The sequence below is a fragment of the Sphingobacterium sp. GW821-FHT03E03 genome (genome assembly GCF_059420745.1).
Map to the genome: position 1 here is coordinate 1 of NZ_JBWKUH010000082.1, position 284 is coordinate 284.

General features: G+C 43.7%; 1 protein-coding gene. It reads right to left on the reverse strand.

The window, feature by feature from the left end:
• A partial coding sequence (locus tag AC07UV_RS25745; protein ID WP_495185863.1) for a hypothetical protein occupies positions 1–284 on the reverse strand: 284 nt, incomplete at both ends.

The following is a 284-nucleotide window of genomic DNA, read 5'->3' on the forward strand; positions in this document are numbered from 1 at the left end:
GCGATATCGAATAATAGGTAAATCTGCTCGATTACCCTTGCCTCGTTTTGTTTGCTATAAGTGAAGAAGATTGTTTCAATCCGGTTTAGTTGATAGTTCGTAAGGTCCCTGATCGGCCATAAGGCAGTCTGGTAAAGACTGGTTTTGTCCCTTTTCCGTGCGTTTTTTAATTCGGTGAGAAAATGTCCATGCTGGTAGATGATATCCCGCACCAGGCCGATATCGATCAATAGCCCGTAGACCAGGTAATTCCCGGGTTTTAGATGTATGCCAAATTTACTGCG